Genomic DNA, 26,332 nt, shown 5'->3' with positions numbered 1-26,332 from the left:
CCCATCGCCCGCTGTGTCGATGGTGCGCTCCGCGCACGCGTGGTCGCCGGGGCCGTTCGGGGAGGTGTCCATGGTGGGTGAGGCTCTCCCAGTGGTCGAGGTCGGCCCCATCGCCCACGGGGGCCACTGCGTGGCGCGGCTCGACGGCCAGGTCGTCTTCGTCCGGCACACTCTGCCCGGTGAGACCGTCCGGATCCGGATCACCGAGGACGCCGGACGCTTCCTGCGCGCCGACGCCGTCGACGTGGTGGGGTCCGCCCCGGGGCGAGTCGAGCCCCCGTGCGAGCTGGCAGGCACGTGCGGAGGGTGCGACTTCCAGCACGTCAGCCCCGAGCGACAGCGCGAGCTGCTCACCGACGTCGTCCGCGAGCAGCTCCAGCGTCTCGCCGGAGTGACGTGGGACGGGCACGTCGAGGCAGTCGCCCCCGACCTCGGGTGGCGTACCCGGATGAGCTGGGCCGTCGACGACGAGGGGCGACCGGGTCTACGCCGACACCGCTCCCATGACGTCGTCCCCGTGCAGACCTGCCCGATCGCCCATCCCGACCTGCCGGACGTGCTGTCCCACCGCTGGCAGGACGAGCTCGTGCAAACGGTCATCTCCTCCACGGGAGAACAGCTCGTGGCCTGCGACGGTCCCGTACCTGACGGCCTGAGCATCCAGAACGTCGTCGACGCCGTGGGACAGCGCCGCACGGGCCGTCCCTCGGTCGTCGAACGGGTCGGACCGCACGACTTCCGTGTCAGCGGGACCGGCTTCTGGCAGATCCACCCCCGTGCGGCCGCCACGCTCGTCGACGCCGTGCTCGCAGCCGCCGCCGTCCGGCGCGGAGACACCGTGGCCGACCTGTACGCCGGGGTCGGACTGTTCACGGCCTTCCTCGCCGACGCAGTGGGGGAGCAGGGCACCGTCGTCAGCGTCGAGGCCGACCCCGGCGGGGCCCGGGACGCCCGCCGCAACCTCCACGACCGTCACCACGTCCGTCTCGTGCACGACACCACCGAGCGCGCCCTGCGCCGGGGCGCCGTGCCCGCGGCGGACGTCGTCGTGCTCGATCCGCCACGGACCGGGGCGAAGCGCGCCGCCAAGGACCTCGCGGCGCTCGGCGCCCGCACCATCGTCTACGTCGCCTGTGACCCGGCGGCCCTGGCGCGCGACGTCGCCTCCTTCGAGCGACTGGGATACCGCCTGCAGGGCGTGCGCGGTTTCGCGTTGTTCCCGATGACGCACCACGTCGAGTGCGTGGCGACACTCACTCAACCCTGAGATGCGAGAGTGCTTGCCACCCGCACCCACCCCGTGCAAGGTGTGCGCATGACCTTCGCTGACCCGAGCAGCTGTCCTGACTGCCGGGCAGAACTGGACGGCTCGACCATGTGCCCGTCGTGCCGGCTGGACCTCACGAGCGAGGCTGCGAGCAACGTGTGGCGGGCGCTGCAGTCCGCCGATGCGTGGCTGGAGCATGCACGGGCGCACCGCGTGCCCGAACCGCACCCCGTCCCGGAGGTCGCGGAGCCTGCTCGCGAGACCGAGACCGAGACCGAGACCGAGACCGAGACCGAGACCGGGACCGAGGTGCGAGAGGGGCCACGCCTGGGCGGCGCGGCCCCGGGCCACGGAACCGCCGTGCAGGAGCCCGTGCCGCAGACCTCGACCGCTCCACCGGGCCCACCGCGCCCACCGGGGGATGCCGCAGGCCACGGCGCGCCGACTCCTGGAGCCCGCGCGCCACGCCGCCGTGTGTCGGTCGGCACCGTCCTGCTCGCCCTCGGGGCCCTCGCGCTCATCGTGGCGGCGAGCATCTTCATCACCGTGTACTGGGGCGAGATGGGCATTCTCGGTCGTGCCCTCGTGCTCCTGACCGTGACGGCGCTGTTCGGCTGGGCCGCAGTCGTCGCCACCCGTCGCGGTCTGAGAGCATCCGCGGAGGCGCTGTGGACCGTCTTCCTCGCCTTCTTCGGCATCGTCTGGTTCGCGTCGTGGGTCCAGGGTCTGTTCGGGCTCGACGCCGTCGCGGCCGCTCCCGTGGACCTGACCTGGGCCGCCGCGACGGTCGCGTTCGCGGTCTGGGCCGTCAGGCTCGGCCGGCGGCACCTCGAGGCGAGCACTCCCGGGGCCGATGCCGTCAGGCTCGTCGCCCCGTCGGTGATCGCAGGGCTGGCCGTGGTCTACGCGATCGTCGAGCGTGGCCCGGACCTCGTCGACCTCGGGCTCGGCCCGTTCTGGGCCGTCCTCGCGGTGGCGGCGCTCCTGGTGGCCTCGGGCTGGGTGCTGTCACGGCTCTCCTTGGTGGTCGGCGGGCTGATCGGTGCCGTGGTCGGTGCCGGGTTCGCCCTCGTGGCCGCCGGCATCGCCCACGAGCAGGCCTGGAGCCATCCCGGCGCGGCCGAGCTCGTGGGAGATGCCCAGGGGGTGCCGCTGCTCGTGGTGGTCCTCCTCCTGGCCGCTGGGGTCGTCGCCGCCCGTGCCGTCCCGCTCCTGGTCAGTGTCCTGAGCGCTGCTGCGGTGCTCGGGGCGGGCCAGCTGGTCGTCCTCCCGGCGAGCGAGCAGTGGGGCATGGAGGGCGCCATCGTCGCGCTCTCGGTCCTGCTCGTGGTCACTGCGGCCCTTGGGACGGGCGCGGTGGGACGGGGGCTCGCAGCGGCGGCTGCGGTCCCTGGGACGCTGCTGGCCGGCGTGGTCCTCATCGACGCCGCGGCGATCCTGGAGGTGGTGGGCGAGGGCGCATCAGGCCAGGGTGCGAGTGCCCTGGGCCATCGGCTGCAGACGTTCACCGAGTACCCGAACGAGGCGTGGTCGGCCGCGGTCGCCACGGGAGCATTGGTGGCGGCGCTCCTTCTTTTCGGTCGGCTCGCCGGAACCGCCGTCAGGCCGCAGGTCACCACCGCTGCGCTGCTGGTCGGCGCCACGGGACTCTGGGCGACCGTGGCACTGCTCGAACCTCCTGCGGTGCTGCTCGCCCTGACCCTCGTCCTCGGCGGCGGCGGACTCGCATGGTGCGGCGGTTCGAGGCTCGACGTGCGCGGGGTGACCGGCACCGGTGTCGTGGCGCTTGCTCCGTTCGCGGCGCTCGACTCGTGGTGGGCCTGCCTGATCTCCTGGCCGGTCGCAGTGGTCGTCCTGTCCCTCCTGGCCGCCAGGACGACGATCCGTGCCTGGCGTGAGGCCCTGGCATCCGTCGCGGCCCTGTGGGCTGCGGGCACGGTCGCCGTGGCGATGGCGCAGCTGGAGCAGGACGCAGTGGTCGTCACCCACGTGATGGCCGGGACCGCCGTCGTACTGGCCGCCGTCGCCGTGCTCCTCGTGCGGGGACGTGGCGGGCGTGCCGGTATCGAGGTCGCGGCAGCCGTCATCGTGACCTGGTCCCTGGCACAGGGCGTGATCATCCTCGACCCCCCGGGGTTCGCGATCCTGCTGATGCTGCTCGCCCTGCCGGTGCTCATCCTCTCCTTCGTGGCCCAGCGGCGCCGGTGGTACGCGCCGCTGGCGGCCGCGTCCGCCCTGACCGCGGTGCCGGTCAGCGCGGGGGTCTGGGACACCGCGGCCTGGTGCTGGCCGCTCGCCGCCGTCGTCGCCGCAGCCGCTTCCGTTCGGGTGCGTTCGCACGGCGTCCGTGTGGTCGCGGCCGCCCTGGCCGCTCTGGTGGCCGGTCTCTCAGTGGTCCCGGTGACCCACCTGCTCGACGTCGCGCCCTCCACCCGGGTGACGGCGGTGGTCCTCGCGGGTCTGCTGGTCCTGGTCGCAGCACTGGCGCTCCCGAGGCGCCGAGGGGCCGATGGCGTGGAGGTGGCCGGGGCGGTGCTGCTCGTGGGTGCTCTTGGGCCCGGCATGAGCCGGCTCGACCTGCAGACGCACGTCGCACTCCTGCTCGTCACCGCGACCGCACTGCTGGTCCTGGGGAGCCTGGTCGGCCGGCGCCGGTGGTACGTGCCCCTCGCAGCAGGTGTCGTCCTGCTCCCGGTGCTGGAGACCGTCGACTCCGCGTCGCTCGCGGTCTGGGTGTGGCCGGTGTCGGCGGTGGTGCTCGCGTTGGCGGCGTGGCGGGTGCCCTCCGGGCCGCTGCGCGACGGTGCGGCTGGGGTCGCGGCACTGGTGCTGGCGGCGACGGTGTGGCCCGTGGCGGAGCTCGCCGGCCTCGAGCAGTCCACGACGAGCCTGCTGCTCGTGCTGGTCGCCTGCCTGGCCGGCGTCGTGGCGGTTCTCGTGCTGCGGCCGTCCCTCGGTGGCGACGGTGTGGAGGTTGCCGCCGCACTCCTGGCGATCGCCGCAGTGCTGCAGGGTGCCGCGACGAGCGGTCCTGCGCACGTCGCCCTCCTCCTGACCATCCTGGGCGCGGTGGCTGCCGCCCTGTCCCTCCTGGTCGCGCGCCGACACTGGTACCGGTGGATCGGTGCCGGGCTGCTGGCCGCTGCCTACGTGCTACGTCTCGTGGCGAGCGAGGTCGGTGTGGTCGAGGCGTACACGCTGCCGTTCGGCGTCATCCTGCTCGGGCTCGGGGTGTGGCTCACCGTCCGCCCACCTGCGGGACGAGCAGACCTGCGCACGCCGGTGACGATGGGACCGGGACTGTTGCTCACGCTCCTGCCGAGCCTGCCTCAGGCTCTGGACGACCCGACGAGCCTGCGGGCTCTGCTGCTGGGCCTCGCTGCGCTGGGTGTCCTGGTGGCCGGCATCGTGCTGAGCTGGCAGGCCCCGTTCATCGCCGGTGCCGTCGTGGCGGCGCTGATCGTCCTCACCAACATCGGGCCCTATGCCTGGGGGTTGCCCCGATGGGTGCTGATCGCGGCGGCGGGTGCTGCCATGCTGGGAGCAGGAATCACGTGGGAACAGCGGGTCAAGGACGGACGGGCTGCCGTGCGTTGGGTCGGAGCATTGCGATGACGGATGAGTTCGAGACTGGGCCAGAAGCGGGGCCCGACGGCGGGCCGGAGGAGGTCAGGTCCGTCGCAGAGCTGCGTCGTTCGGCGTTCATGCAGGACGTGCTGCTGTTCTGCGTCGCGTTCACCGGTGGTGCACTGCTGTATCTGCTCGTGCACGTCCTGCGTGGCTCCGAGGGGACGCTGTGGTCCGTCGGACTCTCCGACGACCTGCTGCTGAGCGGCATCGTGGCCGGCGAGGCATTCCTGCTGTGGAACAACGGCCTGCGCCAGGGCATCCGGGGGCACAGCATCGGCAAGCATCGTTCGGGGCTCGCCGTCGTGGACGCGTCGACAGGGGAGCGGCTGGGTGCCGTGCGCGGCCTGCTCCGCGGCATCGTCCTGGTGGGACTGCTCGATCTCGCGGTCGCCGCGATCCCCGTGGGCCTGCCCACCGTCCTGCGTCGGTTCACGCCGGAGGCCTGGCACGTGGGTGGGGCCGCATACGTCGCGGTGGGGGTGCTGCTGCTGACCGCGCTGCTTCCGTTCTCACGCCACCTCGTGGACCTGCTGGTGCGCAGTCGGGTGGTCCGGGGCGGCGATGCCACCAGCACGTCGCGGCGGCGTGCCCTCGTGGCTCTGGACGCGGTGGGTGTCCTCGGGGTGGTGGCCGTCTGCAGCACGTATGTCGGCTTCTTCTGGCCGCTGATCTGGCAGCTTCCGGCCCTGCGCTGACGCGGTGGCCGGTGTCGCGGCGGTGTGCGTCTCGTCTCGACGTCATGTATCTTGATGTCAAGAGACTTTGAGGTTCCGACTTAGGTTCACCTGACGTGGCGGGACACCGCTCGCCTCGGCAGGATGGGACTGACCCCCGCGAAGGAGACACGATGAGCGTCGACAGCTTCCAGTCCAAGCAGACTCTCGAGGTGGGCGATGCCTCCTACGAGATCTACCGGCTCGACCAGGTCAGTGGCGACGGGCTTGACGTCTCGTCCCTGCCGTTCAGCCTCAAGGTGCTGCTCGAGGCGCTGCTGCGCACCGAGGATGGCGCCAACATCACCAAGGCCGACATCGAGGCGCTCGCCGGCTGGGACGCCGAGGCCGACCCCAGCAAGGAGATCCAGTTCACCCCCGCCCGGGTGATCATGCAGGACTTCACCGGCGTCCCCTGCGTCGTCGACCTTGCCACGATGCGTGAGGCCATGGCCGAGCTGGGCGGTGACGCCGGCAAGATCAACCCGCTGGCGCCCGCCGAGATGGTCATCGACCACTCCGTCATCGCCGACGTCTTCGGCACTCCGGAGGCCTTCGAGCGCAACGTCGAGATCGAGTACGAGCGCAACAACGAGCGCTACAAGTTCCTGCGCTGGGGTCAGGGTGCCTTCAACGACTTCAAGGTCGTCCCGCCCGGCACCGGCATCGTGCACCAGGTCAACATCGAGCACCTGGCGCGCGTCGTGTTCACCCGCGACAGCGACGGGGCAACGGTCGCCTACCCGGACTCCTGCGTCGGCACCGACTCCCACACCACGATGGTCAACGGCCTGGGCGTCGTCGGCTGGGGCGTGGGCGGTATCGAGGCCGAGGCCGCCATGCTCGGCCAGCCGATCAGCATGCTCATCCCGCGCGTGGTCGGCTTCAAGCTCTCCGGCGAGCTGCCCGAGGGCGCCACCGCCACGGACCTGGTCCTCACCATCACCGAGATGCTGCGCGAGCACGGTGCCGTCGGCAAGTTCGTGGAGTTCTACGGCTCCGGCGTCAGCGCCGTGCCGCTGGCCAACCGCGCGACCATCGGCAACATGAGCCCCGAGTACGGCTCCACGATCGCGGTCTTCCCGATCGATGAGGAGACCACCAAGTACATGGAGCTCACCGGACGCAGCCAGGAGCAGATCGCGCTCACCGAGGCCTACGCCAAGGCGCAGGGTCTGTGGCACGACCCCGACGCCGAGCCTCGCTACTCCGAGTACCTCGAGCTTGACCTGTCCACCGTCGTACCCTCCATCGCCGGTCCCAAGCGGCCGCAGGACCGCGTCGCGCTGTCCGACGCCAAGGACACCTTCCGTGGGGCGCTGCGCGCCTACGTCGACCACGAGGTCGAGCCGGCTTCGGGGGAGTGGGACGAGTCACTGGAGGAGAGCTTCCCCGCCTCCGACCCGCCGGCCAACGACGACGCGCACGGTCAGACGCCGGCACGCGACTACCTGAGCTGCGCCGCCAAGGACAACGGACGTGCGTCCAACCCGCAGCACGTCACGCTGGAGGACGGCACCGAGTTCGAGCTGGACCACGGCGCCGTGACCATCGCGGCCATCACGTCGTGCACCAACACGTCCAACCCGTCGGTCATGATCGGTGCGGCCCTGCTCGCCAAGAAGGCGGTCGAGAAGGGCCTGGCGCGCAAGCCGTGGGTCAAGACGACGCTGGCGCCCGGTTCGAAGGTGGTCACCGAGTACTTCGAGAAGTCCGGCCTCACGCCCTACCTGGACAAGCTCGGCTTCAACCTCGTCGGCTACGGCTGCACCACGTGCATCGGCAACTCCGGGCCACTGATCCCCGAGGTCAGCGCGGCGGTCAACGACGGCGACCTCGCCGTCACGTCGGTGCTCTCGGGCAACCGCAACTTCGAGGGCCGAATCAATCCCGACGTCAAGATGAACTACCTGGCGTCCCCGCCGTTGGTCATCGCCTACGCCCTGGCGGGCTCCATGGACGTCGACCTCTTCGAGGACCCGCTCGGCCAGGACCACGACGGCAACGACGTCTACATGAAGGACATCTGGCCGTCCCCGCGCGAGATCGAGGACGTCATCGCCAGCTCCATCGACTCCGAGACCTTCACCTCGGAGTACGCCGACGTCTTCGCAGGTGACGAGCGTTGGCAGAACCTGCCGACGCCCGAGGGTGACATCTTCGAGTGGGACGAGAGCTCGACCTATGTGCGCCGGGCTCCGTACTTCGACGGCATGGGCCTGGAGCCGGAGCCGGTCACCGACATCTCCGGTGCGCGTGTGCTGCTCAAGCTCGGCGACTCGGTGACCACGGACCACATCTCGCCGGCCGGTGCGATCAAGCGTGACAGCCCGGCGGGCAAGTACCTCTCCGAGCACGGTGTGCAGCCCCGGGAGTTCAACTCCTACGGCTCGCGACGCGGCAACCACGAAGTCATGATCCGCGGCACGTTCGCCAACATCCGCCTTCGCAACGAGCTGGCACCGGGCACCGAGGGTGGTTTCACCCGCGACCTGCTCGGTGGGGGCGAGGTCACCACGGTCTTCGAGGCGTCGGAGAAGTACATTGCCGCCGGTGTGCCGCTGGTCGTCCTGGCGGGCAAGGAGTACGGCTCGGGCTCGTCGCGTGACTGGGCGGCCAAGGGCACCTCGCTGCTCGGGGTGAAGGTCGTCATCGCCGAGTCCTACGAGCGCATCCACCGCTCCAACCTGATCGGCATGGGCGTGCTGCCACTGCAGTACCCCGAGGGCGAGAACGCCGAGTCGCTCGGGCTGAGCGGCGAGGAGACCTTCGAGGTCACTGGTGTCACGGCGCTCAACGACGGGGGGATCCCCGCGACGGTGTCGGTGAAGGCCGATGGGGGTGCCGCCGGGGGAGGCGTGGAGTTCGAGGCCGTCGTCCGCATCGACACCCCTGGAGAGGCCAGCTACTACCGCAACGGCGGCATCATGCCGTACGTCCTGCGCAGCCTGCTCTGACACTCACGAGGGACCTCTCACCGCCGGCGCCAGCGTCCGCCCGACGTTCCGGTGCGGTTCGCTGCTCGCGGCCGGTGAGACCTCTCCTCGGACAAATGTTGTTTGCATCGCAGAATGTGGTGCGAAACGCTGGACGTGACGGCTGTCACGCTATACGTTCTCTCAAACAACATTTACTGCGTCTCCGCGGACGGCCCAGCGATGAGTGCTGGCGTTCGTGAGACGCGCGAGGTAGAAGGAGGCGGTCCCCGTGAAGCGGACCCGCAATCTGGTGCTGGCCGCAGCGGCGAGCACGGCCCTCATCCTGAGCGGATGTGGCAGTGACTCGGGGGATGAGGGCTCCGACGGGGCCGAGGGCAAGATTGGTGTGATCCTGCCGGACACCAAGTCGTCGGTCCGCTGGGAGAGCGCGGACCGCCCGGCGCTCCAGGCGGCGTTCGAGGAGGCCGACGTCGAGTACGAGATCCAGAACGCCGAGGGCGACGCCGATGCGATGGCCACGATCGCCGACAGCATGATCGCCGACGGCGTGACCGTCCTCGCGATCGTCAACCTGGACTCCGACTCCGGTGCGGCCATCCAGGAAAAGGCCGGCCAGCAGGGAGTCCGCACGATCGACTACGACCGCCTGACGCTCGACGGGTCCGCCGACTACTACGTCTCCTTCGACAACACCAGGGTCGGCGAGCTGCAGGGCGAGGGTCTGGCCGAGTGCCTGGGCGACGACGAGGCCGACCTGATCTACCTCAACGGTGCGCCGACGGACAACAACGCGACGCTGTTCTCCGCCGGTGCGCACAGCGTGCTCGACGAAGGCCCGTACACGGCCGTCGGCGAGCAGGCCGTCCCCGACTGGGACAACGAGCAGGCCGTCACGATCTTCGAGCAGCTCTACACCCAGGCCGACGGCGAGGTGGACGGTGTCTACGCCGCCAACGACGGTCTCGCGGGCTCGGTCATCTCGATCCTGGAGAAGAACGGTCGTGCGGGCGAGGTTCCCGTCACCGGCCAGGACGCCACGGTCGAGGGACTGCAGAACATTCTCGCAGGTGACCAGTGCATGACGGTCTACAAGTCCGCCACGCTGGAGGCCGGCGAGCTGGCCAAGACGGCGATCGCTCTCGTCAACGGTGAGGATGCCGAGACCAATGGCACGACGGAGGACGTCGACGGCGACCGCGAGGTCCCCTCGGTCCTGCTCGAGCCGGAGCTGATCAACGCCGACAACGTCAAGTCCGTGGTGGACGACGGTGGAGTCAGCGCCGACGACCTCTGCCAGGGCGAGTACGCCTCGCTCTGCGAGGACGCCGGGATCTCCTGACCCAGGTCGACCTGTCGGTGGTGACGCGCTCAGCGTCACCACCGACGGACCACCGTCCGCCCGACACGTTCGGAGGAAGTCACATGAGCAGCACCGCACCGCTGCCCGAGCCCCTGCTGGAGCTGCGTGGCATCAACAAGAGCTTCGGCGCCGTCCACGTCCTCCACGACGTCGACTTCGCCGTCTACCCCGGCCAGGTGACCGCCCTCGTGGGCGACAACGGGGCCGGGAAGTCCACGCTGGTCAAGACGATCGCCGGCATCCACGCAGCCGAGTCCGGCCAGCGCTACTTCGACGGCCGCCCGGTCCAGATCGACGGACCGCGGGACGCCTCCGCGCTCGGTATCGAGGTCGTGTACCAGGACCTCGCGCTGTGCGACAACCTCGACATCGTCGAGAACATGTTCCTCGGTCGCGAGGAGCTCAAGGGCGTCGTGCTGGACGAGCACACCATGGAGGCTCGGGCCCGCCAGACGTTGGCGTCGTTGTCCGTGCGGACGGTGAAGTCCGTGCGTCAGAGCGTCTCGAGCCTGTCGGGCGGGCAGCGGCAGACCGTGGCCATCGCCAAGTCGGTGCTGTGGAACTCCAAGGTCGTGCTGCTGGACGAGCCGACGGCGGCGCTTGGTGTCGCGCAGACCAAGCAGGTCCTGGAGCTCGTGCGCCGACTCGCCGACCAGGGCCTCGGCGTCGTGCTCATCTCGCACAACATGGTCGACGTCTTCGAGGTCGCCGACCGCATCACGGCCCTCTACCTCGGCCGTGTCGCAGCTGACGTGGCCGCCGCCGACGTCACCCACAGCCAGGTGGTGGAGCTGATCACCGCGGGACGCTCCGGCGACCTCGGCCTCACCTCGACCACCACGATCGCCTGAGCGCCGTGCGCGCCTGCCCGGGAGTACCACGATGACCACCACCGAACCGGCCGACGCGACGGCGTCGACCAGCCTCGCTGACACCGACTTCGCCGTCGACGCACGCCAGGTCTCCACGCTGCGTGAGGCGTTCACGGCCTACCTCAACCGCATTCGTGGCGGCGACATGGGCGCCCTGCCCGCCACCATGGGTCTGGTCGTGCTCTTCGTCGTCTTCAGCATGGCCAGCAGCTCCTTCCTGACGGCCCTCAACATGGCCAACCTCATCACCCAGGCCGGCGCCATCTGCGTCCTCGCCATGGGACTGGTCCCCGTGCTGCTGATGGGCGACATCGACCTGTCGGCCGGTGTGGCCGGTGCGGTGGCGGCGACGTTCGCCGCCCTGGCCATCGTCAGCCAGGGCCTGCCGTGGTTCCTGGCGGTGATCGCCGGCGTGCTGTGCGGGATGGTGATCGGGCTGGCGATCGGGTTGCTCGTGGCCAAGCTGGGCATTCCCTCCTTCGTGGTCACGCTGGCGTTCTTCCTCGCCCTGCAGGGCGTGACGTTGCGGATGATCGGTCAGGGCGGATCGGTCCGGGTCGACCATCCCGTCCTGCGTGGCATCACGATCAACACGATGCCGGTGATCATCGGCTGGGTCCTCGCCCTCGGCATCGTCGGGCTCTACGCGGCGCTGGCTCTGCTGCGGCACCGCACGCAGGTCTCACGGGGCCTGCAGCACGAGCCGTTCAGCGTGGTCCTGTTCAAGATCGGCGGCATGGCGGCCATCGTCATCGGCGTCACTGCGGTGCTGAGCGTGAACCGCAGCCGCAACCCCAACTTCCCGATCGAGGGCATCCCCTACGTCCTGCCGCTGGTCGCTGTGCTGCTGATCTTCTGGACCTTCATCCTGACCAAGACCCGCTACGGACGCCACGTGTACGCCGTCGGTGGCAGCCGGGAGGCGGCCCGCCGGGCCGGCATCAACGTGGACCGGATCCGGGTGTCGGTCTTCATGATCTGTTCCTCCATGGCCGCCATCAGCGGCATCATCGCCGCGTCCTATGCCGGCAAGGTCTCTCCGTCATCGGGTGCCGGGAACACGCTGCTGTACGCCGTCGGTGCGGCGGTGATCGGCGGCACGAGCCTGTTCGGAGGCAAGGGGAAGGCGCGCGATGCCGTGATCGGCGGTGTGGTGATCGCAACCATCGCCAACGGACTGGGGCTGCTCAACCAGGCCAGCTACATCAACTTCCTGGTGACCGGCGGTGTCCTGCTGCTCGCCGCCAGCGTCGATGCTGTCTCGCGGAGGCGTCGCTCGGCCACGGGACTGGGGTGAGCCCGTGATGCGCTCCGGGGCAGGAACCAACCAGGAGGCAGTGCGTCGGCACAACCTCGGCACGCTGCTGGGGCACGTCCACCGGCTCGGGCGGATCTCCAGGGCGTCGCTGACCACCACGATGGAGCTCAATCGCAGCACCATCGCCGGGCTGGTCGGCGAGCTCGAGGCGCTGGGTCTGGCCGAGCAGGCAGCGCCGGTGGCCTCCCGCAACGGTGCGGGGCGTCCGTCGCCGGACGTGGTGCCCAGGGCTGACGGGGCCTATGTGCTCGCCGTCGACGTCGGCGTCTCCGGACTCGAGGTGGCCCGGGTGGGTCTCGGAGGGGAGGTGCTGGCGCGTGTATCGGCACCGATCCCGGCCTCACGAACCCCCGAGGCCACTGTGGAGGCCGTGGTCGCGCTGCTGCGCGACGTCGTCGGGGACGCGTCCGCCGGTTCGGCCCTCGTCGGGGTGGGAGTCTCCGTGCCGGGCCTGGTGCGCCGCAGCGACGGACTGGTCAGGCTCGCCCCGAACCTCGGCTGGACCGATCTGCCGTTCGGTGAGGTGCTCGCCGAAAGACTCGGCGCGCTCGCCGACGTGCGAGTGGGCAACGACGCCGACCTGGGTGCGCTGGCCGAGCACGTGCGTGGCGCGGGACTGGACGACGCCGACCTGATCTACCTCTCCGGGGAGGTGGGCGTGGGTGCCGGCATCATCCTGGACGGTCATCACCTGGGCGGTGGCGGCGGCTACGCCGGCGAGATCGGCCACCTGCAGATGGATCCGGCCGGTCAGCTGTGCCACTGCGGCAACTGCGGGTGCTGGGAGACGCAGATCGGTGCGCCCGCGATCGCCAAGGCGGTCGGCTGCCCTCACGATCAGGTGGCCTCGCTGGGCGAGTTCCTGGCCGGTATGGAGGAGCCCAACGACGCGCTGCGTCAGGTCGGACACGATCTGGGCCGCGGCATCGCGAGCGCGGTGAACCTGCTCAATCCGCGGGTCGTGGTGCTGGGAGGCTACCTGCGCCCGCTCTATCGGCTCGTGCGCGAGGAGGTGGACACCACGTTGCACTCCCACGCCCTGGTCGCGCCCCGTGAGCAGGTGCGCGTGACTCTGCCGGCACTGGGCGCGGACACCGTGCTGGTGGGTGCTGCGGAGATGGCGTTCGCCCCTCTGCTGCAGGATCCTGTGGCGGTGCTGTCACACGCTGCCACCGACGTCGACCGGATCTTCGCCGGCTCGGCCTGACGCCGCCCGGGCTACCGCTCACGGCGCACGGGTCACGGCACGGCGACGGTGCCCTCCAGGATGCCGAGCAGTGCCTGCTCGCCCGCTCCCACGGCGGCGGCCTCGATGCCCAGGGCCCCGGGGTGCAGTGCCGGCCGGTGCCGGTCCGCGGACGGAAGTCGCTGGTCGATGACGTCGCGGGCGACCGGGATCAGCCAGGGAGCGAGCGGCGCGAAGTAGCCGCCGAGCACCACGGTCTGGGGATCGAGGATGGAGCTCAGGGAGGCGATGCCGTGTCCCAGGTGGCCTCCCAGGTCGGTGAGGGCCGCGCGCACGCGAGGGTCCTGGTCGGCCCGTCGGGCCACCCTGCGGGCCGCATCGAGAGGGTCGGTGTTCTCGTGACCGCCCGCGGCCGGATGCCCCGGCGCGGTCTCAGGGTCGCGCACGGCGGCCAGCATGGGACGCAGACCGATCGTGGCCTCCCAGCACCCGAGTCGGCCGCAGCCGCACCGGGCATCAGCGATGCCGAGCGGCATGTGACCGACCTCGCCGGCGAACCCCGCGCCGCGCACGAGCCGGCCGTCCTGGAGGATGCCGGCGCCGATGCCGACCGTTCCCGTGAGGTAGAGGGCGTGGCGTGCCCCCTGCGCCGCGCCGTGGACCCCCTCGGCGACCGCCGCGAGGTTTGCGTCGTTCTCGACGGACACGTCGAGGCCGAGGGCGTCGGCGAGCTGCCTGCCGGGAGTCGCGTCCTCCCACCGCAGGTTGGGGGCCCAGGCGACGGTGTCGTCGACCTCGACCAGTCCCGGCACGGCGAGACAGGCCCCGACGACGGTGCCGTCGAGGTCGGCGAGGACCTCCCGGGCCAGGTCCTGCGCGGCCGTCAGGGCAGTCGGCGCGTCGCTCGGACGCGTGCGGGACGTCACCACGCCACCGGCGAGGTCCACCACGGCCACGGCGACGTAGTCGACGTTGACCTCCAGCCCCAGGCCGAGCAGCGTGCCCCGGACGAGCGAGACCGGCCGCGACGGACGGCCGCGTGCGGCGCCTTCCGGCTCGCCCTCGCGCGCCACGTCGCGGTCGGCCAGGTCGGAGACGATGGCACCGACGGTCGCCTTGGCGAGGTCAGTTCGTCCGGACAGCACCGAACGGCTCGCCGGCCCCTGCTCGCGCAGCGACCTCAGGACGCGGGCGGTGTTGTGGCGACGAAGCCGTTCGGTGCCGACGCGACTCGCGGCGAGCGAGGTGGTGCTCACCTCACCGCACACCGTACAGATGCTCGAGCGCGAGCTGGTCGAGCTGCTCGAAGGCGGCGCCGCGCGCACCGAGCGCCTCGACGTCCGGGTCGGCCTCGGCACGCAGCTCGCGCCAGCCCTCGCCGTCGGCGAGCGTCGGCACGGCCAGCTCGGGCAGGCGGGCGGCCTCCAACGCCTCCTGGACCTCCGGGTCGGCGCGGAAGGCCCGCGACTTCTCGCGCAGGATGAGGTAGTTGGTCATGCACGCGGCCGCGGCCACCCAGACCCCGTCCTCGTCCTCGGTGCGTGGTGTCTTGAAGTCGAAGTGGATCGGCCCGTCGTAGCCGCCCTGCAGGAGGGTGTCGACCACCCAGAACGCCCCACGGGCGTTGCCGGCGCCGAAGCGGAAGTCCTGGTCGTAGCGGGGGCCGGTCTGACCGTTGAGGTCGATGTGGAACAGCTTGCCCTGCCACATCGCCTGCGCGTAGCCGTGGGCGGCGTTGACCCCTGCCATCTCCTCGTGCCCGATCTCGGGGTTGACGCCCACGGACTCCGGACGCTCCAGCATCTCGATGAACGCCAGTGCGTGTCCGATCGTGGGCAGCAGGATGTCGCCGCGCGGCTCGTTCGGCTTGGGCTCGATCGCGAAACGGATGTCGTAGCCCTGGTCGACGACGTACTCGCCCAGGACGTCGAAGGCCTCCTTGTAGCGCTGCAGTGCCGCCTGGACGTCCTTGGCGGCGCCGGACTCTGCGCCTTCCCGGCCGCCCCAGCAGACGTACGTCGTGGCCCCCAGCTCGGCGGCAAGGTCGAGGTTGCGCATGACCTTGGTGATGGCGAAGCGTCGGACGTCGCGGTCGTTGGAGGTGAAGCCGCCGTCCTTGAACACGGGGTGGCTGAACAGGTTGGTGGTGGCCGTGGTGACGGCGAGCCCGGTGCTCGCCAGGCCCTTCTTCCACCGCTCGATGATCGCTGTTCGTTCGCTGTCGGAGGAGCCGAACGGGATGAGGTCGTCGTCGTGGAAGTTGACGCCGTAGGCGCCGAGCTCGGCGAGCTTCTCCAGGGCGTGGACGGGGTCCATCGTCCCTCGTGTCGGCTCGCCGAAGGGGTCACGGCCGGGGTAGGCGACCGTCCATAGCCCGAAGGAGAACTTGTCGTCGGGGACCGGGGTGGGAATTGCCATGGCATCGTCTTTCATCAGGACCACGCCTCGGTGAGGTCGCGGAGCTGTGCGTAGGCCTCACGCACGGAGGGGACGGCCTGGCCGTCGAGAACCTGGTCGATGGTGAGGGGCCACTCGGGGAGAGCCCCGCGCAGCGCCCACGCTGCCTGTCGGGCCGCGCCCAGGGCGACGTACTCTCCCTCTGCGGGCACGCTCACGCTGTGGCCGAGGATGCCGGGCGCGAGGGACTGCACTGCGGGGTTGCGGGACCCACCGCCGGTGAGCAGGACTCGCAGCGGGGACTTTCCGGTCTGTGTGACGACGGCGTCGGCGGCGTCGGCCAACGAGCACAGCAGCGCCTCGACGGCCGCGCGGGCCAGGTCCGCGCGCGTGGTGCCAGGTGTGAGGCCGTGCCACGTGCCCGTCGCGTCCGGCCGGTTGGGCGTCCGCTCGCCGCCGTAGTAGGGCAGGACGGTGACGCCGTGTGCGCCGGGGACGGACTCCATGGCGAGACGGCCCAGACTCTCGTGGTCGACGCCGAGGAGCCGGCACTGCAGGTCGAGGATGCGTGCGGCATTGAGTGTCGTCGCCATGGGCAGGAAGTGGCCGGTGGCGTCGGCGAAGCCCGTGACAGTCCCCGACGGGTCGTGCGGGGCCACGGTCCCGATGCTGGAGGCGACGCCTGACGTGCCGATGGAGAGTGCCAGGTCGCCGGGCCCCATGCCGAGGCCGAGGGCGGCGGCCATGTTGTCACCGGTGCCGGCCGCCACCAGCAGGCCGTCCGGTGTGGTCGCGGCGACGGCACCGGGCTCCACGAGGTGCGGCAGCAGCGGTTCGTGCCCGAGTGCGCTGGCAGCGAGGTCGGGCAGCCAGGTGCGTGCGGACGTGGAGTAGTAGCCGGTGCCGGAGGCGTCGCCGTGATCGGTGAACGGCTCGACGGTCCGTCCGGTCGCGTGCCAGGAGACGTAGTCGTGGGGGAGCAGCACGCGGTGGACGCGTGCGGCGGACCCCGGGGCGTGGTCGCGGAGCCAGCGCAGCTTGGTGGCCGTGAAGGAGGCGACCAGCACGCTGCCGACGGCCTCGGCGCTCGCGGCCGGCCCGCCGAGCTCCTCGATGAGCGCGTGGGCGGCGTCGGCGGAGCGGGTGTCGTTCCAGAGAAGTGCGTCGTGCACGGGGTCACCGTCGACGTCGAGGGCCACCATGCCGTGTTGCTGACCGCCGACGGACAGTGCTTCGGCGCGGGGGAGCAGGGGAGCGGCCGCCTCGTCGAACGCCCTCAGCCAGGCCCGGGGGTCGACGGCAGTGCCCTCCGGGTGCCTGGCTGAGCGGCTCTCGACGACCGTGCCGTCATCGGCGTCCACGAGCACGGCCTTGGTCGACTGCGTGGAAGAGTCGACGCCGAGCACGAGAGCCATGCAACCTATTTAATACGAGTCTCGAATTAAGTCAAGGGCTCACCGTCGGGGAACTAGGATCAGGGGGTGACGATCCACAGCGACCACCCGTTCTGGCCGGCCGAGGGCGACCGTGATCCGCTGCGCCGTTTCCGTGGCCGGCTGTCCTCACCGGTGACCGTCTGGGCGACGGGCACCGGCCGCGACCGGGCCGGCCTGACCGTCTCCTCGCTGCTCGTGGCCGACGGTGAGCCACCCCGCGCGCTGGCACTCATCGACGAGGAGTCGTCGCTGTGGGAGGCAGCGCCGCATCGCGTCGTGGTGAACCTGCTGGGTCCGGACCACGGGTTCCTGGCCGATGCGTTCGCCGGCACGGCCCCGGCGCCGGGCGGACCGTTCACGCTGGGGGAGTGGGAGGACGGCGCCTGGGGGCCGGTGCTGCGCGGAGCTGCCGGCTGGCTCGGTGTGACGCTGGACCGTGCGGAGCCACGACGGGTCGGGTGGTCCCTGCTGCTCGAGGGTGACGTGGAGCATGCCGAGGTCGGCACGGTCGAGGCTCTCGCGCACGTCCGAGGCCGGTACCGGACCTGACGCGCGGGTCACCCAGCGACGTGTGAGTCGATAGCTAGTGTCCTGCGCGGAGGTTCGTTGCCGACGAAAGGCGGTCATGAACTTCTGGTGCAGGGCACTAGACTGGCGCAATGGCCGGATCACCCGAACGCGACGTCCCGGGGGTTCTGCAGACCCTCACCGGACCCGCTGACCTCAAGGAGCTGGAGCCCGAGCAGCTCGAGGTCCTCGCGCACGAGATCCGCGAGCGCACCATCGACGCCGTGGCTGCCCACGCCGGTCATCTCGGCCCCAACCTGGGCGTCGTCGAGCTGACCCTCGCCATCCACCGCGTCTTCGACTCCCCGCGCGACCGCATCGTGTGGGACACCGGCCACCAGGCCTACGTGCACAAGATGGTCACGGGCCGAGCGGCCGACTTCGACTCGCTGCGCCAGGAAGGTGGCCTCTCCGGATATCCGTGCCGGGCGGAGTCCGAGCACGACTGGGTCGAGAACTCCCATGCCTCCACCAGCCTGTCCTATGCCGACGGCATGGCGCGCGCCAACCAGGCCCTCGGCCGTGACGACCACGTCGTGGCGGTCATCGGGGACGGCGCCCTCACCGGGGGTATGGCGTGGGAGGCGATCAACAACATCGCTGCCGACCAGGACCGTCGTCTCGTCGTGGTGGTCAACGACAACGGTCGCTCCTACCAGCCCACCGTCGGGGGACTGGCCAACCGGCTCACCGAGATCCGGACCAACCCGCGCTACGAGCCCGCCTTGAGTGCCATCCGGGACCGTCTCAACCGCACGCGCGCCGTGGGGCCGGCCGCCTACGACGCCCTGCACGCCATCAAGAAGGGCCTGAAGGACGCTCTGGCCCCGCAGGGAATGTTCGAGGACCTGGGCCTGAAGTACATCGGACCGGTCGACGGGCACGACCTGGCGGCCATGGAGCAGGCGCTGAGTGCCGCCAAGAGGTTCGGCGGCCCGGTGCTCGTGCACGCCCTCACCACCAAGGGGCACGGCTACGACATCGCGGTCGAGAACGAGAACGACCAGATGCACCAGTCCGTTCCGTTCGACCGCACCACCGGCGACGCACTGTCGGCGGCACCGGCGGGCTGGACGTCGGTCTTCCGTGACGAGGTGGTGCGCATCGCCGATGAGCGTCCCGACGTCGTCGGCATCACCGCAGCCATGCTGTACCCGGTGGGTCTGGACGCCCTGGCCGAGAAGTTTCCCGAGCGGGTGCACGACGTCGGCATCGCCGAGCAGCACGCGGTCACCAGCGCTGCCGGCATGGCCATGGCAGGTCTGCACCCGGTCGTCGCGGTCTACGCGACGTTCCTCAACCGCGCCTTCGACCAGGTGCTCCTGGACGTCGCCCTGCACCAGTGTGGAGTGACCTTCGTCCTCGACCGGGCCGGGGTGACCGGCGACGACGGCGCCAGCCACAACGGCATGTGGGACATGTCGATGCTGCAGCTGGTGCCCCGGCTGCGACTCGCCGCACCACGTGACGGCACCCGTCTGCGCGAGCTCCTGCGGGAGGCTGTCGCGGTCGACGACGCCCCCACGGTGGTGCGTTTCGCCAAGGGGGCCGTCCCCTCCGACATGGCGGCAGTCGACACCATCGGCACGGCCGACGTCCTGGCCAGGGGCGAGAGCGAGGACGTCATGATCATGGCCGTCGGATCCATGGCCGGCTGCGGCCTGGAGTCGGCGGCCAAGCTCACGGCGTCGGGGTTGGGCGTCACCGTCGTCGACCCACGGTGGGTCAAGCCGTTCGACCCCGCCGTGGTGGACCTGGCGGCGCGCCACCGGCTCGTCGTGACCATCGAGGACAACGGCCGCACCGGTGGGGTGGGCGCGGCGTTCACGCAGGCGCTGCGTGACATCGAGTCGTTCGTGCCGGTACGGGTCCACGGTGTGGCACAGGAGTTCCTGGACCACGCCAAGCGTCCGGTGATCCTGGAACGCCTGGGCCTGACCCCGGAGGCCATCGCCAGTGACACGCTCGGCGCCTGGACGCGGAATACCCACGGGTCCTGAGGCGCTGAACTCTCATGTGGTCTTCTCGACGTGACAGCCCCGCGGATCCCTCGGGTCCGGTCCTCATCCATGCCCTGGACGGCTTCCTCGCCGCCGGGGGAGCGCCCCGGATCGCGGCGGACCAGCTCCGGTCCGGACGCGGTGAGGTTGTCCGCAGCTTCAATCTCGACGAGCTGTACGACTACCGTGCCCGGCGTCCGTTCATCACCTTCCGCGAGGACCACTACATCGACTACGACGAGCCGACGCTCGACGTCGTGCTGGAGCACGACCTGGCCGGCACCCCGTACCTGTTGCTGTCCGGCCCGGAGCCGGACTTCCGGTGGGAGGGCTTCATCGCCGAGGTGATGGAGGTCATCGAGGACTTTGACGTCTCCCTCACGGTCGGGATCGGCGCGGTCCCCATGGGCGTGCCGCACACACGGCCGCCGATGATCACCGCGCACGCCAGCAAGCCGGAGCTGGTGGACCGCAAGAACCTGTGGCAGGCCGAGGTGCGGGTGCCGTCGTCGGCGCAGTCGCTGCTGGAGTACCGCCTGTCGGAGGCTGACCTCGACGCCGCGGGCTACGTCGTGCACGTGCCGCACTACCTGGCCCAGGTTGACTACCCGCAGGCTGCCATCGCCCTGCTGGATGCCGTCACCGAGCGGCTCGGCCTGAGCCTGGACCTGGAGGAGCTGCGTGCGCTGCAGAGTGAGGCGGCGGCGCAGATCGAGGAGCAGATCGCCGAGCAGGACGGGGAGGACATCCTCAGCGGCCTGGAGGAGCAGTACGACGCCTTCACTCGGGGTGCCGCACAGTCACTGCTGGCCGACGACCCGTCGATCCCCAGCGGCGACGAGCTCGCCGACCAGTTCGAGCAGTTCCTGGCCCGCCAGCGCAAGAACGACGACGGCTGAGGACACCGGGCACAGCCCGTGCCCACCCCGCCCCTGCGGCCCCACGGACCACTGCGTGAGCCCGAGATGACGCGTGATGCTCGCCTCCCTGCGCGCCGGCCTCCGGCGCACGGCGGAGGCCGCAGCAGCCGTTAGGATCATGGCCGTGCCTGCCTCATTGAACGACGTCATCGGCCTGCTGGAGCTCGAGGAGCTGGAGGTCGGTCTGTTCCGGGGCTCCCAGCCGGCGGACTCCTCCCTCACACGTGTCTTCGGCGGGCAGGTCGCGGCGCAGGCTCTGATGGCAGCGCAGCAGACGGTGCCCGACGACCGGCGGGTGCACTCGCTGCACGCGTACTTCATCCTGGGCGGCGATCCGTCGATCCCGATCGTCTACGACGTCGAGAACGTGCGGGACGGGCGTTCGTTCACCACGCGCCGGGTCGCGGCGCGTCAGCACGGCGAGATCATCTTCTACATGACGGCCTCCTTCCAGGTCGCGGAGGACGGCTGGGACCACCAGGACGTCAAGCCGGACGTGCCGTCGCCGCAGGAGGCGACCCCTCTGACCGAGATCATCCAGATGCGGGGCCCGGACGCCCTGGAGCACTGGAAGCGTGAGTGGGCCTCCTTCGACCTGCGCTACATCGGTGACAACCGCGTCGAGGACGACCCCCAACGGGCCCTGACCCCGGTCGTCCAGCGACTGTGGTTCCGGGGCGACGGCGAGCTGCCCGAGTCCCGCGACCTGCACAACGCGGCCTTCACCTACATCAGCGACCTGAGCCTGCTGGGCGCGAGCCTGCTTCCCCACGGAGAGCTGATCGGGTCCCCGAACGTCCAACCGGCCTCCCTGGACCACGTCATCTGGTTCCACCGGCCGATTCGAGCCGACCAGTGGCTCCTGTACGACCAGACCTCGCCGTCGGCCTCCGGTGCCCGCGGCCTCGCCACGGCCCGCGTCTTCGCCGAGGACGGGACGCTGGTGGCCACCGTGGCGCAGGAAGGCCTGATCCGTCCCCTCGGCGAGGCCCGCGAGCAGCTCCAGGGGTGAGGGTGGCCCTCGGGACCGCCCCGGCGCTCAGGCCTTCGTGATGCGGCCGACGAGGTGGGTGGCGTTCTTGTTCTGCGCCTTGACGCCGAAGGTGATCGTGTCGCCGTCGACCTCGTGCCCGAAGACCACGGTGCTGGGCAGCAGGATCGGCTTCTTGAACTCCACGTCCACGGTGTAGGCGTCCGGCAGCTTGTTCTGCAGCGCCGCCAGGCAGCGTGCCTTGGTCCACATGCCGTGGGCGATGTTCCGCGGGAACCCGAAGGCCTTGGCCGTCAACGGATGCAGATGGATCGGGTTGCGATCGCCCGAGACCGCGCCGTAGCGGCGTCCCAGATCGCCCCCCAGACGCCAGTGCACGACGCCCTGCGGAGCCTCGGCGTCTGCGAGCGGGGCGGCCGTGGTCTCCTCTGCTCGGCCGGCGCCGCGCGAGAACAGCGTCGTGACCTCCTCCCACACGACGTCGCCGGTGCTCTTCGCCGCCCGTGGCCCGGCACCCCCGCCGGTGCTGTTCGCCGCCCGTGGCCCGGCATCCCCGCCGGTGCTGTTCGCCGCCCGTGGCCCGGCACCCCCGCCGGTGCTGACCGTGGTCAAGACGTCGACGAGGCGTCCCTTCGGGTGCGGACGGAGGTCTGCAGACCGCACCTCGACGTCCAGGACGTCCGCAGCGGTGACCGGCCGGTGCTGCGTGATGCGGTTGCGCAGGTGGACCAGGCCCATCGGCGCGAACGGGAAGGACGTGTCGGTCATGAGCGCCATGTGCAGCGCGAACGCCGACATGTGCGGGTAGGTGGCGGGCACGGCGTCGAGACGACCGAACTCGCAGACCTCCCGGTAGCGCTCCAGGTGGGTGGCATCGGTGACGACGCCGCTGCGCTGCAGCGCGAGGTCGGGGACCTGCTGCGCGGAGTGCTTGACGCCCGGCAAGGAGCCCACGAGGGGAACGGCCGGCAGTGCCGCCTTGAGCATCAGGGGCAGCGTCGATGGCGCCTTGGCGTACTCCCTGGTGGTCACGAGGCCCCCAGCAGCATCTGGCCGTTGACCCCGAGCACGTTGCCGCTCACCGCGCCGGATCCCGGGTCCGCGAACCACGCGATGGCCTCGGCGACGTCGATCGGATGACCGCCCTGGGACATGGAGTTCATCCGGCGTCCGGCCTCGCGGATCCCCAGCGGGATGGTCTTGACCATCTCGGTCTCCATGAAGCCCGGGGCCACGACGTTGGCCGTGATGCCGTCCTTGGCGACGCGCGCCGCGAGCGACTGGATCCAGCCGATGACCCCGGCCTTGGCCGAGGCATAGTTGGTCTGGCCGTTGTTGCCGGCGATGCCTGCGATCGAGGCGATGCCGATCACGGTGCCGCCGGTGTTGATGAGGCCCTGGTCGAGCAGCTCGTCGGTGATGCGCTGCGGCGCGCCGACGCTGATGTCGACCACGAGCTGCCAGTTCTCGGCCTTCATGTTGCGCAGCCGCTTGTCGCGCGTGATGCCGGCGTTGTGGACCACGACGTCCACGCCGCCGTGGTTCTTCCTGACGTACTCGGCGATGGTCCGGGGAGCGTCCTCGGCGGTGATGTCGCCGACGATGTAGCCGCCGTCGAGCTCCTCGGCGAGCGCCTTCAGGTCTGCCTCCAGTGGCGGGACGTCCAGTCCGATCACGGTGGCTCCGTCGCGGGCCAGGGCACGCATGTCCGCGGCGCCCAGGCCTCGTGAGGCACCTGTCACGAGAGCGACCTTGCCGGCCAGCGGCTTGGTGAGGTCCTTGGCGGTCGGTGCCGAGGTGATGCCGGTGGCACCGATGCGCACGACCTGGCCGGAGACATAGGCGGACTTGGGGGAGAGGAGGAAGCCGAGCGTGGACTGCAGGGCCTTCTGCGCACCCTTGACGACGTACACGAGGTTGACGCTGGAGCCGGCGCCGACCTCCTTGGCCAGGGAGCGGGTGAAGCCCTCCAGCGCGCGCTGGGCGATGACGGCGTCCTCGTCCTCCAGGGACTCCGGGGCGAGTCCCACGACGACGACCCGGCCGCAGCTCTGCAGCTGGCGCAGGACCGGCGTGAAGAACTCCTGCAGGGCGACCAGGCCGGCAGCCCCGGTGATGCCAGAGGCGTCGAAGACCAGGCCCTTGTACCGCTTGCCGTCGGCGCGAACGCCGGTGGCCTCGATCTTGGAAGCCTTCAGCGCGGCGGTGATCGCCTTGGCGACCGGGCCGTCGGTGGCGCTGCCGGTGAGGACGCTGCCCCTGACGAGGGGGCCGCCCTCGTAGCGCTCGAGGTAGGGCGGGTTGGGCAGGCCCAAGTTCTTGACCACGAACTTCCCGATCGGGTTGTGGGCCAGGTCCTGGTAACGATCGCTCATCGCCGGATGTGTCCTATCTCTCGCATACCACTGGTATCTGGATTTCTACTCGAACTGTAACTTGGTGTGACAGATTGAGTCCATTGCGCCGGGAGAGGTGTACGTCACGAGGTCTCGTCACCTGACGTCCACCGGATCGGCATGATGGGCTGGGACCATCGTCGCGCACGATTCTCGCGCCACCAAGCCCAGCAGCACGAGCCACATGAACGCTTAGGAGCACCGCCATGGCGGACACCACGCCCCCCAAGAAGTCCGGCACGACGAAGTCCGGCACCAAGAAGGCCGGCACCACCAAGAAGGCCGCGGCCAGCAAGGCGGCACCCGAGCCCGCGTCGGACAGCGAGCAGACGATCCGCCGTGTCGCCGTGGTCGGCGGCAACAGGATCCCCTTCGCGCGCTCCAACACCGTCTACACCGGGGTCTCCAACCAGGACATGCTGACCGCCGCCCTCGACGGCCTGGTCGACCGATTCGGCCTGGAGGGCGAGCGGGCCGGGGAGTTCGTCGCCGGTGCGGTCCTCAAGCACAGCCGCGACTTCAACCTCTCGCGCGAGGCGGTCCTGGGCTCCAAGCTCTCGCCCGAGACGCCGGCCACCGACATCCAGCAGGCCTGTGGCACCGGTCTGCAGGCCGCGTTCCAGGTGGCCAACAAGATCGCGCTGGGCAAGATCGAGTACGGGATCGCCGGCGGCACGGACACGACGTCCGATGCGCCGCTCGCCGTCGGTGACAAGCTCCGCAAGATCCTCATCGAGGCCAACAACGCCAAGGACAACAAGGGACGACTCGCCGCTCTCTCCAAGATCCGCCCGGCGATGCTCGCACCGGACCAGCCTCGCAACGCCGAGCCGCGCACCGGCCTGTCGATGGGCGACCACCAGGCCATCACCACCAAGCACTGGGGCATCACGCGCGAGGCCCAGGACGAGCTCGCGGCCGCGAGCCACCAGAACCTCGCCGCCGCGTGGGAGGAGGGTTGGCAGGACGACCTCGTCACCGCGTTCCACGGCGTCGAGAAGGACACCCACCTGCGCCCGGACTCCACGGTCGAGAAGCTCGCCAAGCTCAAGCCGGTCTTCGGCAAGCAGTTTGGCGACGAGGCCACGATGACCGCCGGCAACTCCACGCCGCTGTCCGACGGCGCGTCGGTCGCGCTCCTGGCCTCCGAGGAGGAGGCCAAGAGGCGCGGTTGGGAGGTCCAGGCCTATCTCGTGGACTACGAGACGGCCGCCGTCGACTACGTCAGCGGCGCCGAGGGCCTGCTGCTCGCACCGGCCTACGCCGTGCCGCGGATGCTCGCCCGCAACGGCCTGACGCTGCAGGACTTCGACTTCTACGAGATCCACGAGGCCTTTGCCGGCCAGGTCCTGTCCACGCTCGCCGCGTGGGAGGACGCCGACTTCTGCTCCGAGCGGCTCGGCCTGGACGTGCCGCTTGGCTCGATCGATCGCAGCAAGCTCAACGTCAAGGGCTCCTCGCTGGCCGCTGCGCACCCGTTCGCCGCCACGGGTGGGCGGATCATCGCCAACCTCGCCAAGCTGCTGCACGAGAAGGGCTCGGGCCGCGGTCTGGTCTCGATCTGTGCCGCCGGCGGTCAGGGCGTCGTCGCGATCCTGCAGGCCTGATCCCAGGCCGCCGGACGCACGAGCCGGGGCGGCCGGGCCCTACGGGGCCTGGTCGCCCCGTGCCATGGCGGTCGAGACCAGCCGGGCGTAGCGACGCACCTCATCACGTGAGACCGAGTCGACCATCGGCATGCCCGACTCGTGGCCGTGCACGGCCAGCTGGAGCGTCAGCAGGTTGAGCAGGCCGAGCCCCTGGGCGTAGAAGATGTTGGCGAGCAGGACCGGGTCGCTGACGGCGAAGACCCCTGCCGCCTTGCCGTCCTCCAGCACGCGGACGAGCTGGTCCAGAGTCGAGCTCATGGCGCTGCCGAGCGCCACCATCGCGTCGCTGCTGACCTCCTGCATGAGCTCCTCGCCGCGGCGACGCAGGAGGGTCTGGGCGCAGTCGACGAACGCCGGGTACTTCTCCCCGAAGTCGAAGAACTCCTCGGTGATGGCGCCCAGGCGCTGCTCCGGACCGGCCGCGGGATCGTCGTGTGCCGACAGCGCGGCGGTGAGCTCCTCGAGGTAGCCGACGAGGGTCAGCGCGAAGAGCTCCTCCTTGCCCGAGAAGTGCCGATAGATGATGGCGCGGTTGATGCCGACGGCGCGGGCGATGTCCTCGATCTGGGCGTCGCGGACCCCTCGCTCGTCAAAGAGCGCACGCGTGGCGGCGAGGATCTCGCGCGTCCGGGCGGCGCGACGTTCGGTCGCGGACATGCCGTCAGCCTAGTGCTCTCATCCGTCGTCGGTG

Annotated in this window: 19 protein-coding genes; 13 read left to right on the top strand and 6 right to left on the bottom strand. The window is 70.5% G+C overall.

Annotation, left to right across the window (positions count from 1 at the left end):
* Window positions 1–70: 70 nt before the first annotated feature.
* From ACEVFP_RS10290 to ACEVFP_RS10255, 8 genes are all read left to right on the top strand, one after another.
* The gene (locus ACEVFP_RS10290) at window positions 71–1,267 is read left to right on the top strand and encodes a class I SAM-dependent RNA methyltransferase (RefSeq protein ID WP_374999368.1); all 1,197 of its coding nucleotides are present in this window, start codon (window positions 71–73) and stop codon (window positions 1,265–1,267) included.
* 48 nt (window positions 1,268–1,315) lie between these two features.
* On the top strand, window positions 1,316–4,882 hold the full coding sequence (locus tag ACEVFP_RS10285; RefSeq protein ID WP_374999367.1) for an SCO7613 C-terminal domain-containing membrane protein: 3,567 nt from the start codon (window positions 1,316–1,318) through the stop codon (window positions 4,880–4,882).
* Window positions 4,879–5,592: a hypothetical protein gene (locus tag ACEVFP_RS10280; RefSeq protein ID WP_374999366.1), complete on the top strand. Its 714-nt coding sequence runs from the start codon at window positions 4,879–4,881 to the stop codon at window positions 5,590–5,592. The genes ACEVFP_RS10285 and ACEVFP_RS10280 overlap by 4 nt, the downstream gene beginning before the upstream one ends.
* Before the next feature lie 152 nt (window positions 5,593–5,744).
* The gene (locus ACEVFP_RS10275) at window positions 5,745–8,567 is read left to right on the top strand and encodes an aconitate hydratase (protein WP_374999365.1); all 2,823 of its coding nucleotides are present in this window, start codon (window positions 5,745–5,747) and stop codon (window positions 8,565–8,567) included.
* Between the two features lie 250 nt (window positions 8,568–8,817).
* Window positions 8,818–9,888 carry a sugar ABC transporter substrate-binding protein gene (locus ACEVFP_RS10270; protein ID WP_374999364.1) on the top strand — a complete coding sequence of 357 codons (1,071 nt, stop codon included), beginning with the start codon at window positions 8,818–8,820 and terminating at the stop codon, window positions 9,886–9,888.
* An 83-nt stretch (window positions 9,889–9,971) separates the two neighbouring features.
* Window positions 9,972–10,760, top strand: coding sequence for an ATP-binding cassette domain-containing protein (locus ACEVFP_RS10265; protein WP_374999363.1), 789 nt, complete (start codon window positions 9,972–9,974; stop codon window positions 10,758–10,760).
* A 31-nt stretch (window positions 10,761–10,791) separates the two neighbouring features.
* Window positions 10,792–12,078: a sugar ABC transporter permease gene (locus ACEVFP_RS10260; RefSeq protein ID WP_374999362.1), complete on the top strand. Its 1,287-nt coding sequence runs from the start codon at window positions 10,792–10,794 to the stop codon at window positions 12,076–12,078.
* 7 nt (window positions 12,079–12,085) lie between these two features.
* Entirely contained in the window at window positions 12,086–13,306 is a 1,221-nt protein-coding gene (locus tag ACEVFP_RS10255) for an ROK family protein (protein WP_375003806.1), read from the top strand.
* Window positions 13,307–13,338: 32 nt separating this feature from the next.
* Here the strand turns inward: ACEVFP_RS10255 and ACEVFP_RS10250 are convergent, their stop codons facing one another.
* The 3 genes from ACEVFP_RS10250 to xylB are packed head-to-tail and all read right to left on the bottom strand — an operon-like array spanning window position 13,339 to window position 17,097.
* A complete protein-coding gene (locus tag ACEVFP_RS10250) occupies window positions 13,339–14,541 on the bottom strand; it encodes an ROK family protein (protein WP_374999361.1) in 1,203 nt (400 codons plus the stop codon).
* A 1-nt stretch (window position 14,542) separates the two neighbouring features.
* Window positions 14,543–15,703, bottom strand: a complete 1,161-nt coding sequence (xylA, locus tag ACEVFP_RS10245) for a xylose isomerase (protein ID WP_374999360.1) — start codon at window positions 15,701–15,703, stop codon at window positions 14,543–14,545.
* Window positions 15,704–15,717: 14 nt separating this feature from the next.
* A complete protein-coding gene (gene xylB, locus ACEVFP_RS10240) occupies window positions 15,718–17,097 on the bottom strand; it encodes a xylulokinase (RefSeq protein ID WP_374999359.1) in 1,380 nt (459 codons plus the stop codon).
* 66 nt (window positions 17,098–17,163) lie between these two features.
* On the opposite strand from xylB, the gene ACEVFP_RS10235 reads away from it, so the two are divergent.
* The 4 genes from ACEVFP_RS10235 (at window position 17,164) to ACEVFP_RS10220 (ending at window position 21,617) form a co-directional block, all read left to right on the top strand.
* Window positions 17,164–17,667, top strand: coding sequence for a flavin reductase family protein (locus ACEVFP_RS10235; RefSeq protein ID WP_374999358.1), 504 nt, complete (start codon window positions 17,164–17,166; stop codon window positions 17,665–17,667).
* 110 nt (window positions 17,668–17,777) lie between these two features.
* On the top strand, window positions 17,778–19,685 hold the full coding sequence (gene dxs / locus ACEVFP_RS10230) for a 1-deoxy-D-xylulose-5-phosphate synthase (RefSeq protein ID WP_374999357.1): 1,908 nt from the start codon (window positions 17,778–17,780) through the stop codon (window positions 19,683–19,685).
* A 14-nt stretch (window positions 19,686–19,699) separates the two neighbouring features.
* On the top strand, window positions 19,700–20,584 hold the full coding sequence (locus ACEVFP_RS10225; RefSeq protein WP_374999356.1) for a PAC2 family protein: 885 nt from the start codon (window positions 19,700–19,702) through the stop codon (window positions 20,582–20,584).
* A 145-nt stretch (window positions 20,585–20,729) separates the two neighbouring features.
* Window positions 20,730–21,617, top strand: coding sequence for an acyl-CoA thioesterase (locus tag ACEVFP_RS10220; protein ID WP_374999355.1), 888 nt, complete (start codon window positions 20,730–20,732; stop codon window positions 21,615–21,617).
* 27 nt (window positions 21,618–21,644) lie between these two features.
* Here the strand turns inward: ACEVFP_RS10220 and ACEVFP_RS10215 are convergent, their stop codons facing one another.
* The gene (locus ACEVFP_RS10215) at window positions 21,645–22,628 is read right to left on the bottom strand and encodes a MaoC family dehydratase (RefSeq protein WP_374999354.1); all 984 of its coding nucleotides are present in this window, start codon (window positions 22,626–22,628) and stop codon (window positions 21,645–21,647) included.
* Window positions 22,625–23,971, bottom strand: coding sequence for a 3-oxoacyl-ACP reductase (locus ACEVFP_RS10210; RefSeq protein ID WP_374999353.1), 1,347 nt, complete (start codon window positions 23,969–23,971; stop codon window positions 22,625–22,627). Before ACEVFP_RS10210 ends, ACEVFP_RS10215 begins: the two co-directional genes overlap by 4 nt.
* 227 nt (window positions 23,972–24,198) lie before the next feature.
* On the opposite strand from ACEVFP_RS10210, the gene ACEVFP_RS10205 reads away from it, so the two are divergent.
* Complete coding sequence (locus ACEVFP_RS10205; protein WP_374999352.1) at window positions 24,199–25,599, top strand: acetyl-CoA C-acetyltransferase; 1,401 nt, start codon at window positions 24,199–24,201, stop codon at window positions 25,597–25,599.
* A gap of 39 nt (window positions 25,600–25,638) precedes the next feature.
* Here the strand turns inward: ACEVFP_RS10205 and ACEVFP_RS10200 are convergent, their stop codons facing one another.
* On the bottom strand, window positions 25,639–26,298 hold the full coding sequence (locus tag ACEVFP_RS10200) for a TetR/AcrR family transcriptional regulator (protein WP_374999351.1): 660 nt from the start codon (window positions 26,296–26,298) through the stop codon (window positions 25,639–25,641).
* Window positions 26,299–26,332 lie beyond the last annotated feature (34 nt).

The sequence above is a fragment of the Aeromicrobium sp. CTD01-1L150 genome (assembly GCF_041951745.1).
Taxonomy (GTDB): domain Bacteria; phylum Actinomycetota; class Actinomycetes; order Propionibacteriales; family Nocardioidaceae; genus Aeromicrobium.
Note: the sequence above shows the minus strand (reverse complement) of the source record. Positions and strands in the feature narration are given on the sequence as shown.

Excerpts from the sequence above, each read along its gene's own strand:
- ACEVFP_RS10290 (WP_374999368.1), top strand. The coding sequence starts at position 71 with ATGGTGGGTGAGGCTCTCCCAGTGGTCGAGGTCGGCCCCATCGCCCAC.
- ACEVFP_RS10285 (WP_374999367.1), top strand. The coding sequence starts at position 1,316 with ATGACCTTCGCTGACCCGAGCAGCTGTCCTGACTGCCGGGCAGAACTG.
- ACEVFP_RS10280 (WP_374999366.1), top strand. The coding sequence starts at position 4,879 with ATGACGGATGAGTTCGAGACTGGGCCAGAAGCGGGGCCCGACGGCGGG.
- ACEVFP_RS10275 (WP_374999365.1), top strand. The coding sequence starts at position 5,745 with ATGAGCGTCGACAGCTTCCAGTCCAAGCAGACTCTCGAGGTGGGCGAT.
- ACEVFP_RS10265 (WP_374999363.1), top strand. The coding sequence starts at position 9,972 with ATGAGCAGCACCGCACCGCTGCCCGAGCCCCTGCTGGAGCTGCGTGGC.
- ACEVFP_RS10260 (WP_374999362.1), top strand. The coding sequence starts at position 10,792 with ATGACCACCACCGAACCGGCCGACGCGACGGCGTCGACCAGCCTCGCT.
- ACEVFP_RS10255 (WP_375003806.1), top strand. The coding sequence starts at position 12,086 with ATGCGCTCCGGGGCAGGAACCAACCAGGAGGCAGTGCGTCGGCACAAC.
- xylA (WP_374999360.1), bottom strand. The coding sequence starts at position 15,703 with ATGGCAATTCCCACCCCGGTCCCCGACGACAAGTTCTCCTTCGGGCTA.
- xylB (WP_374999359.1), bottom strand. The coding sequence starts at position 17,097 with ATGGCTCTCGTGCTCGGCGTCGACTCTTCCACGCAGTCGACCAAGGCC.
- dxs (WP_374999357.1), top strand. The coding sequence starts at position 17,778 with ATGGCCGGATCACCCGAACGCGACGTCCCGGGGGTTCTGCAGACCCTC.
- ACEVFP_RS10225 (WP_374999356.1), top strand. The coding sequence starts at position 19,700 with ATGTGGTCTTCTCGACGTGACAGCCCCGCGGATCCCTCGGGTCCGGTC.
- ACEVFP_RS10210 (WP_374999353.1), bottom strand. The coding sequence starts at position 23,971 with ATGAGCGATCGTTACCAGGACCTGGCCCACAACCCGATCGGGAAGTTC.
- ACEVFP_RS10205 (WP_374999352.1), top strand. The coding sequence starts at position 24,199 with ATGGCGGACACCACGCCCCCCAAGAAGTCCGGCACGACGAAGTCCGGC.
- ACEVFP_RS10200 (WP_374999351.1), bottom strand. The coding sequence starts at position 26,298 with ATGTCCGCGACCGAACGTCGCGCCGCCCGGACGCGCGAGATCCTCGCC.